This window comes from Mesorhizobium sp. M7A.F.Ca.MR.362.00.0.0 (assembly GCF_004023175.1).
Taxonomy (GTDB): domain Bacteria; phylum Pseudomonadota; class Alphaproteobacteria; order Rhizobiales; family Rhizobiaceae; genus Mesorhizobium.
In genome coordinates, this window is sequence record NZ_RZTF01000272.1 from 1 (window position 1) to 8,962 (window position 8,962).

General features: G+C 62.9%; 7 protein-coding genes. 2 read left to right on the forward strand and 5 right to left on the reverse strand.

Features of this window, described 5'->3' with window-relative positions:
- Together EOC06_RS26155 and EOC06_RS26160 are read left to right on the forward strand one after the other, a co-directional pair.
- Nucleotides 1-1,501: phosphate acyltransferase (locus EOC06_RS26155; protein ID WP_281062113.1), on the forward strand; the 1,501-nt coding region annotated here is incomplete at its 5' end.
- Nucleotides 1,502-1,589: 88 nt separating this feature from the next.
- Nucleotides 1,590-2,804 carry a DUF2865 domain-containing protein gene (locus EOC06_RS26160; RefSeq protein ID WP_127382677.1) on the forward strand — a complete coding sequence of 405 codons (1,215 nt, stop codon included), beginning with the start codon at nt 1,590-1,592 and terminating at the stop codon, nt 2,802-2,804.
- Here EOC06_RS26160 and gltX read toward each other — a convergent pair.
- The 5 genes from gltX to nadE form a co-directional block, all read right to left on the reverse strand.
- Nucleotides 2,722-4,095, reverse strand: coding sequence for a glutamate--tRNA ligase (gene gltX / locus EOC06_RS26165; protein WP_128309137.1), 1,374 nt, complete (start codon nt 4,093-4,095; stop codon nt 2,722-2,724). The two genes, EOC06_RS26160 and gltX, sit on opposite strands and share 83 nt — an antisense overlap.
- Before the next feature lie 333 nt (nt 4,096-4,428).
- On the reverse strand, nt 4,429-5,616 hold the full coding sequence (locus EOC06_RS26170) for a hypothetical protein (protein ID WP_236382810.1): 1,188 nt from the start codon (nt 5,614-5,616) through the stop codon (nt 4,429-4,431).
- Between the two features lie 249 nt (nt 5,617-5,865).
- Entirely contained in the window at nt 5,866-7,671 is a 1,806-nt protein-coding gene (locus tag EOC06_RS26175) for an ABC transporter ATP-binding protein (protein WP_127382679.1), read from the reverse strand.
- 377 nt (nt 7,672-8,048) lie between these two features.
- Nucleotides 8,049-8,459 (reverse strand): GNAT family N-acetyltransferase, encoded by a 411-nt coding sequence (locus EOC06_RS26180; RefSeq protein WP_128309138.1) that lies wholly within the window; start codon nt 8,457-8,459, stop codon nt 8,049-8,051.
- 39 nt (nt 8,460-8,498) lie between these two features.
- Nucleotides 8,499-8,962, reverse strand: a 464-nt coding sequence (nadE, locus tag EOC06_RS26185) for an NAD(+) synthase (RefSeq protein ID WP_128309139.1), incomplete at its 5' end; no start/stop codon positions are given.

Here is an 8,962-nt window from a genome sequence, read left to right on the forward strand (position 1 = left end):
GCTGAAGCCGGAACTGCTTGAGCACATGGCGCCAAAACCGCTGATCCTGGCGCTGGCCAACCCCAATCCGGAGATCATGCCGGAAACGGCGCGTGCGGCGCGTCCCGATGCGATGATCTGCACAGGCAGGTCCGATTTTCCCAATCAGGTCAACAACGTACTGTGCTTTCCTTACATCTTTCGCGGCGCGCTGGACTGCGGCGCCAGCGCCATCAATGAGGAGATGAAGATGGCGGCGGTGCGGGCAATCGCAGCGCTGGCACGCGAGGAACCTTCAGATGTCGCGGCCCGCGCCTATTCCGGCGAGACGCCGATCTTCGGCCCTGAATTCCTGATCCCTTCGCCCTTCGATCCACGCCTGATCCTGCGCATAGCGCCCGCGGTCGCCAAGGCCGCCTGCGACACCGGTGTCGCAACAAGGCCGATCACCGACTTCGCCGCCTATATCGACAAGCTGAACCGCTTCGTCTTCCGCTCCGGCCTGGTGATGAAGCCGGTGTTCTCGTCCGCCAAGGCATCGAGCGCCAAGCGCGTCATCTATGCCGACGGCGAGGATGAGCGCGTGCTGCGCGCCGCCCAGGTGGTGCTCGAAGAAGGCATCGCCGAGCCGATCCTGATCGGCCGGCCGCACGTCATCGAAGTGCGCCTGAAACGCTACGGCTTGCGCATCAAGCCCGGTGTCGATTTCGGCCTGATCAACCCGGAAGACGATCCGCGCTACCGCCACTATGTCGACCTTTTGATCGAACTCGCCGGCCGGCGTGGCGTCACGACGGAAGCCGCGCGCACCATGGTCCGCACCGACAACACGGTGATCGCAGCACTTGCGCTGAAACGCGGCGATGCCGACGCCATGGTCTGCGGCCTTGAAGGGCGCTTCGAGCGGCATCTGCGCAACGTCACCTTGATCATCGGCCCGCGCACCGGCGTCAAGGATCGCGACCTGTCGACGCTCTCGATGCTGATCTCGCAGCGCGGCATCATCTTCCTGACCGACACGCATGTCTCCGTCGATCCGACGGCGGAAGAAATCGCTGAGATGACGGTGCTGGCGGCGGAAGAAATCCAGCGCTTCGGCATCGAGCCGAAGGCAGCGCTGCTATCGCATTCGGATTTCGGCTCGCGCGATTCGCCCAGCGCCCTGAAGATGCGGCAAGCGGCGGCGATCCTGGCGCGCATTGCCCCAGAGTTGGAATGCGATGGCGAGATGCACGCCGATTCCGCTCTGTCGGAGCATCTGCGCCAGCGCGTCTATCCGCATTCACGGCTGAAGGGCGAAGCCAATCTGCTGGTGTTCCCCAACCTCGATTCGGCCAACATCACGCTGACGGCTCTCAGGACCATGATGGATGCGCTGCACGTCGGGCCGATCCTGCTCGGCACGGACATGCCGGCGCATATATTGACGCCGTCGGTCACCTCGCGCGGCGTCGTCAACATGACGGCGCTTGCCGTCGTGGAAGCCGCCCACAAGGCACAGGCGGTCGTCAATCTGGGCTGAACACGGATTTCGCGGTAAACTGCAGTTAACCGCGAACACGGTAGCATTGCGGGCTAACAGTCGGATTTGGCAGGCGGAGTTTGGGCGGATGGCAAGCGGAGGGTGGAAGCAGGCGCATGCTGCCATGCTGCTTGGCCTCCTGTTGTCCGCAACCTGGGGGGTAGCCGAGCCACAGGCTGCTTCGCGGGTCTGCCGCCAGCTGGAAGCCGATCTTGCCGCGTCCTCGCGCGGCGGTGGTGGCGGTCCGGCGCTGATCCGGAAATACGATTCCGCAATTGCCAGGCAGCATGAGCAGATTTCGAAAGCCCGCGGCCAGGCGAGCCGGGCCGGATGCGGCTTTTCGCTGTTTGGCCGCAACCTCAATCAATGCGCCGGGCTAAACGCCACCATCGATCGCATGAATGCCAATCTCGACGCCTTGCAGAACAAGCGCGAGCGGCTGGCCGGCGGCGGCTCGCGCCGCGACCGCGGACGCATCCTGGCGGCGCTTGACGCCAATGGCTGCCGCGACGACGCCGTTGCGCCTCAGCGGGCGCCTTTGCAGGAAGCCAACCGCGAGGGCGGCAGCGCAAACCTGTTCGATCAGCTTTTTGGCGGCAACAGCCAGCAGCTCGATATGCTTGATGAGCCCAACCAGCCCGACGATCCCGGCGAGGAGCGCAATGTCCGCCGTGTGCTCAACCAGCCCGGCATACCCGATTTTCCGAGCGTCGGCGGTGAGTTCCACACTTCCTGTGTGCGCACCTGCGACGGCTACTTCTTCCCGATGTCGAACTCAGCCTCGGCAGGCGATTTCGAACGTGACCAGAAGAATTGCGAATCGAGCTGCCCCGGCACCGAGATGCAGGTTTTCTATTCGCGCGGCATGGGCGACGATTCGGCCTCGATGACGTCATCCGTCACCGGCCGGCCCTACAGCGAATTGCCGACCGCCTATCTCTACAAGCAGCCCGATATGTCGCGGCCGCCGGCTTGCGGCTGCAACGCCGCCGCGCAGGGTTTTCAGATCATCGCCGGCAACCCGCAAAATCCGGAACAGTTGCAACCCGAGACGGACTCCGCACCGTTCATTCCGGTGCCGATCTCCAAACCGGATCCAGGTGCCGATCCCGAAACGCTGGCCAATCAGGAAGGCGGGCTCGACCGCGAGGCGATCAAGCGGCTTTCCGCCAAGCCGGTGATGTCGCCGGTGTCCGCGCTGCCGCCGGAACAGCGCAAGGTCAGGGTCGTCGGGCCAACGTTCCTACCCGACCCATCAGCGGCAATAGATCTGCAAGCTCCGGCCCCGAAGGCAGTCCGGTAAGGGCTGTCCTGAGCGGCATGAACAACGCCTTGCCCTTGCGACCGGTCGCTTCCCTGATCTTGCCCGTCCAGTCCTTCCAGATCGTCGCGGTCCAGGGTTCCTCCGGCAACAGGTCGAACGCCTGTCGAAGAAAGTCGCGGTCCTCATCGGAAAATTCCGGCTTCTCTTGCGGTCCTTCGCGCAGGATGCGCCACCAGTTGACCGCATCGGCCAGCCTGTCGAGATTGCCGCGCACCGCCATCCAGAACGGTTCGGCCTGCTCGCCGGAGACGCCGAGCACGATCAGACGATCTTGTGCCTCGGTGAACGGCATGTGGTGCAGCAGCGACCGGTTGAGCACGAACAGCTCGTCGGGATCGAACTTGGCGGCGGATTTCGATGTCGCCGCCGGATCGAAGCGTTCGGCGAGTTCGCCCATCGTCGGTACCGCCGCGACATTCTCCGAAGTGCCTACCAGGACGGCCAATGATGCGACGGCCATCGGCTCGATGCCGTCCTCGCGCAGGCTTTCGATCGAGAGCGCGCCGGTGCGCTTCGACAAGCCCTCGCCCGATGCGGTGGTCAGGAGATTATGGTGGCCGAACACTGGCGGCTCGGCAGCCAGCGCCTGGAACAGGGCGATCTGCACGCCGGTGTTGGTGACGTGGTCGTCGCCCCGGATGACATGGCTGACGCCCATCTCGATGTCGTCGACGACGGAAGGCAGCGTATAGAGATAGGTGCCGTCCTCGCGCACCAGGACCGGATCGGAAAGCGAAGCCAGATCGACGGTTTCCTCGCCGCGCACCAGGTCGTTCCAGTGGATTTCGGTGCGTTCCGGCTGTTGTGGATCGCCTGAGAAATTGGGGAGGAGAAAACGCCAGTGCGGCTGGCGGCCATCGGCCTGGTACTCGGCGATCTGCTCGTGCGTCAGCGTCAGCGCCTCCCGGCCATAGACCGGCGGCAGGCCGCGCGTGCGGCGCACCTTGCGCCTGAGATCGAGTTCCTCCGGCGTTTCATAGCAGGCATAGAGAACGCCTGCCGCCTTCAACCTCTCGACCGCCGCGTCATAGATATCGAAGCGTCGCGACTGGTACTCGGTGGCGTCGGGAAAAATGCCCAACCAATGCAGGTCGTAGAGGATGGCGTCGGAAAACTCCTGCTTCGAGCGCGCAATGTCGGTGTCGTCGAAGCGCTGGATGAATCGGCCCTTGTTGTTCATGGCGAACAGCCAGTTGAACAGCGCCGTGCGCGCATTGCCGATATGAATGCGGCCGGTCGGCGACGGGGCGAAACGAACGGTAACTGTCATGAACGGGGCGTACCGGATGCTTTTGTGGTTGACAAGACGCGCCCCCGCGCTGGCCGGCAGACATAGAACATGGCGGCTGGAATGAAAAGACCGGCGGTGGACGCTCCGACGGCGCCCAGGCCGGCGGTGCCCATCTTGTGCCGGAAGCTTTTCATGATAGGAATTTTTTCTTGACTCGGTGCCCTCAGCTATGGTACATATTTGGCTATGGTGCTGATTTGCGCCAGCGACCCGCCGCACAGGCGGGTTTTTCGTTTGATGCTCCGTCAGCCAACGCGTCGGCGAAGGCTCAGAAGGAACCCATTAATCCAAGTTTGTAGCGCTTGAAGGCGATCAGCGGCCGAAATCATCGGAACTGAGGCGGGTCCAGCGGTCGCCCACCAATCCACCGATAAAGATATCGCCGGAGCGGACCGCTTCCGTGACCTCGGCGATCCGCGAGCGGACCATTGTTCCCCCGGCATAGCGGAAGAAGACATTCTTGTAGCCAAAGAGTTGAGGTATGAATTTGGTCTGCGTCTGTCCGGTGATGCCCACGCAGCCCATCTCCCATGCGGCGGCGACAAGCGCATCCAGCGTCGCGCCCCAGTGCAATCCGGATGCCTGGATCTGCAACAGGTTCGCCACGCCGCCGGCTTGACCATAGAAGGCATAACAACCGAGCATTTTGCCCGTTTCGTCGTAGGTCCCACCGAAATGAAGGGGGCCGTCGGCCCGCTTCTCGGCCGCCAGCGCAAGCAGCCGTGCAAGTTCCCCATCCTTCCAACTCGGCCGAAGAGCGTAACCAGACAGGAGGGTCGGCAGCTTCTCGGCAAATTGAACGGCATCGATCGGCTCACGATGGGTGCGATGCGACGATGAATGGAGGACCGGTGGCTCGAACCTTTTCTTGGCGAGAGCATCGAATGCTCTCGCGCATGGATCGAGTACAAGGCGAGGCAGGCCAGGCCATTTACGGTGCAGTGCGGCGGCGGCCATCGCCGCCGGCCGGAAAACATATGTCCATCCCAGACAATGCACCGGGAGGAGTTGGTACTTCATCGGGCGCGCGAAGGCCAAGGATGTCCGGTTGGCCGAATCGGTCAGCTGCAGATCGAATTCGCCTTGATGCAAGGCACGCAGCAATTGGGGTCCGGCCGAGCCGTCATCGGTGCCGGGGTCGGCCATGAGCGGCCCGATGATCGCCGCATTCAATGGCGCTCCATTGAGCTCGTAGCGGGCTTTCAGAACGCCGAGGAATCCACCCAGACGACCGTGCCGGTTGATCTGGACAAGAGCGTTGCTTTCCCCGGACTGGCCGGCAGGGTCGAGGTAAATCTCTCTCATATACGCGGCCGTTTCCGCGATCGCGCGATCGAGGAGGTGACGCCGGCGCCGGCGAAACTTCGTCAGGAAGAGTGCGGCGACGCGCTCAAGATCTTCGGCAGCCAGCGGCCGAACCGAGCCATGCTGAGATTCCAGCACTGACGGCGCAGCCAACTTCTCCTCGGCATTTGCAGAAAGATGCATCGTGAAGAACATCCGTGGGTTGCCCTCCATCGGATATATATCAACCAATGGTAGAAACAACGTATCTCGGTCAGTATGATGAACAGAGGTCTCAAGACTTACTATCCGGACAGGGCTTCACAGGCAAATCAAGTCGGCCAGCATCGATGCGCTGATCGGCGGGTTGGCCGCGGCCTTGCGATCGCATGCCCTGCTCCAGCCCGCTGGGCTGACAGTGCCGGACAGAGGCGGCCTCCGGCCGAAGCTGAAGGCCGCCTCAATTCAGCTCACAAGTCCCTTGGTCAGTTCCAATGCCTGGCGCTCGAACAGGCGGCGGTAGATGCCGCCTTTCAGCCGGATCAGTTCATCATGCGAGCCTTCCTCGACGATGTTGCCGCGATCGAAGACCAGCAGCCGGTCCAGCGCCCTCACCGTCGAAAGCCGGTGCGCGATGACCAGCGTCGTGCGGCCGACCATCAGCCGCTCCATCGCCTGCTGGATCAGCACCTCCGACTCCGAATCGAGGCTCGATGTCGCCTCGTCGAGGATCAGGATGCGCGCATCGGCAAGGAAGGCGCGCGCGATCGCCACGCGCTGACGTTCGCCGCCCGACAGTTTCACGCCGCGTTCGCCGACCAGCGTGCCATAGCCCTTCGGCAGGCTGGTGATGAAGTCATGCGCACTCGCCAACTTCGCGGCATGCTCGATCTCATCTTGCGTCGCACTCGGCCTGGCATAGGCGATGTTTTCGGCCAGCGACCGGTGGAACAGGATCGGCTCCTGCTGGACGATGGCGATCTGCCCGCGCAGCGAGGCTTGCGCCACCTGCGAGATGTCCTGGCCGTCGACCAGGATTTTCCCCGCATTCACATCATAGAGCCGCTGGATAAGCTTGACGAAGGTCGTCTTGCCCGACCCCGAATGGCCGACCAGCCCGACGCGCTCACCCGGCGCGATATCGACCGAAAAGTCGCGGTAAAGCGCCGATCGGTGATGGCCATAGTGAAAGGTGACGTTGTCAAAGCTGATCCGTCCTTCGGTGATCCGGATCGGCTTGGCACCGGGCCGGTCCTCGATGCCGAGCGGTTCGGACTGGAAATCGACCAGCTCTTCCATATCGTTGATGGAGCGCTGCAGATTGCGGATATGCGTGCCGATATCCCTGAGATAGCCCTGCAGCACGAAGAGCGAGGTCAGCACGAAGGCAACGTCGCCGGCGCTCGCCTGCCCCCACGACCACAGCATCAGCGCCAGGCCGATCACCGCGGCGCGCATGACCAGCAGCAGCACCCCTTGCGTGGTGCCGTTGATGGTGCCGCGCACCCAGGTGCGCCGTGTGCGCGCACGCCATTTGGCGACGACCTTGGCCAGTCGGCGTTCTTCGCGCTCCTCGGCGCCAAAGCCCTTGACCACGGCGTTGCAGCTGACCGCGTCGGCCAGCGAGCCGCCGAGGCGGGTATCCCAGGTGTTGGCGAGCCTTGCCGCCGGCGCGACATAGCCAAGTGACAGCAGCGCCGTCACCGTGATGAACAGCACCGAACCGGCAGCAACGACCGCCCCCATCAACGGCCAGAACCAGCCGAGCAGCAATGTCGAGCCGACCAGCATGACGATTGACGGCAGCAGCGCGATGAGGATGGTGTCGTTGAGCAGGTCGAGCGCCCACATGCCGCGCGTCACCTTGCGCACGGTCGAGCCGGCAAAGCTGTTGGCATGCCAGTCGGTGGAAAAGCGCTGGACGCGATGGAAAGCATCGGCGGCGATGTCGGCCATCATCTTCAAAGTCAGCTCGACGATCCCCATGAACGCCAGGTTGCGCAACACGACGCCGGCCAGCGCGAGCGCCATCAACATCGAGAACGCCGTCATCGCGGCATTCCAGGCAATCGCGTCGGCGCCGGCGCTGCTGGCGACGGCGTCGACCAGCCGGCCGGAGTAGAGCGGCGTCAGCACATCGGCCAGCGTCGACAGCAGGAAGCTGCCCATGATGAGCGAGAGCCGCCAGGGCTGACGCCGCCAATGAGTGAGCGTGAAGCCAAGAACGCTGCGAAAGGCGCTCGCGCGCAAATCGATCTTGAAACGAGCCATGATGTCATTCGGGCACAAACGAGCCCGATCCCAGTAAGTCGAAAATTGAAGAAGCCGCGCAAGAGCCAATGAGTGCCCGGAAGCGGAGTGGCATATTTGGCGTATCGCCCAAATCGGGCGGCGATCGGCATCGGCATAAGCCTGTGCTCGGTCCGGCATCGGCACGAAGGGGAAACCTTCGCGGAGCGCCGGATGAGACCTAGGCTTCGCGGCCTCGCATTACCATGTGAAATACTGCCATTCGGACCTCCCGCAAGACAATTGCGGAGGTGTCCTTATAGAGACGCTCCGATGCATCGCCAAGACGAGTTCACGCCAAAAGTGTATCTGGTCCAACCACTGCGATTATTTTGCAACAACGGAGCAAGCCGCGCGCCTCATTCAGGAATGCGATCCAAGCGCATGTAGCGGCCATCGGTCGATGGCTTGAACCCAAGCTTCTCATAGACGCCGTGTGCGTCGCTGGTCGACAGGCTCCAGTGGAAAACAGTCCTGACTTCAGGATGATCGATAAGGGCCTGGACGAGCCGGCTGCCGATGCCTTGCCCGCGATGCCCGGGCCAGATGATGATGTCGGCGAGATAGGCGAACACCGTGCGGTCGGTGATCGCGCGGCCGAAGCCGACTTGCCTGCCGTCGACATAGGCGCCGACGCAACGCGAATTGGCAAAGGCGCGGCGATGGACTTCATCAGTGCGTCCGGCGCCCCAATAGCTTGCCATCAACAGGTCCGATGTCGCACGGAAATCGATCCGTGACATGTCGAAGCTGATCTCACAATCGGGCATGGCTGTCTCCGACCGCACCGCCGCGCGCGCTTTCGGTACCTAGCTGCGATCCCTGAACCGGTTGGTGATGGGATAGCGACGGTCGCGGCCAAAATTCTTTTTGGTGATCTTCACGCCCGGCGCCGCCTGCCGTCGCTTGTATTCTGCGATGTAGAGCAGGTGCTCGATGCGCGTCACCGTCGCCCGGTCATGGCCGCGCGCAACGATGTCGTCGACACCCATCTCATTTTCCACCAGGCATTCGAGGATGTCGTCCAGCACCGGATAGGGCGGCAGCGAATCCTGGTCGGTCTGGTTCTCGCGCAATTCCGCCGATGGCGCCTTGTCGATGATGTTTTTCGGGATCACCTCGCCCGAGGGCCCGAGCGCGCCCGGCGGCACGTGGCTGTTGCGCCAGCGCGACAGCGCGTAGACCTGCATCTTGTAAAGGTCCTTGATCGGATTGAAGCCGCCATTCATGTCGCCATAGAGCGTGGCGTAGCCAACCGACATCTCGCTCTTGT

What these genes read in the sequence shown, in the direction of transcription:
- EOC06_RS26170 (WP_236382810.1), bottom strand. Translation starts at nt 5,616, where the DNA reads ATGTTCTTCACGATGCATCTTTCTGCAAATGCCGAGGAGAAGTTGGCT.
- EOC06_RS26180 (WP_128309138.1), bottom strand. Translation starts at nt 8,459, where the DNA reads ATGCCCGATTGTGAGATCAGCTTCGACATGTCACGGATCGATTTCCGT.
- EOC06_RS26160 (WP_127382677.1), top strand. Translation starts at nt 1,590, where the DNA reads ATGGCAAGCGGAGGGTGGAAGCAGGCGCATGCTGCCATGCTGCTTGGC.
- gltX (WP_128309137.1), bottom strand. Translation starts at nt 4,095, where the DNA reads ATGACAGTTACCGTTCGTTTCGCCCCGTCGCCGACCGGCCGCATTCAT.
- EOC06_RS26175 (WP_127382679.1), bottom strand. Translation starts at nt 7,671, where the DNA reads ATGGCTCGTTTCAAGATCGATTTGCGCGCGAGCGCCTTTCGCAGCGTT.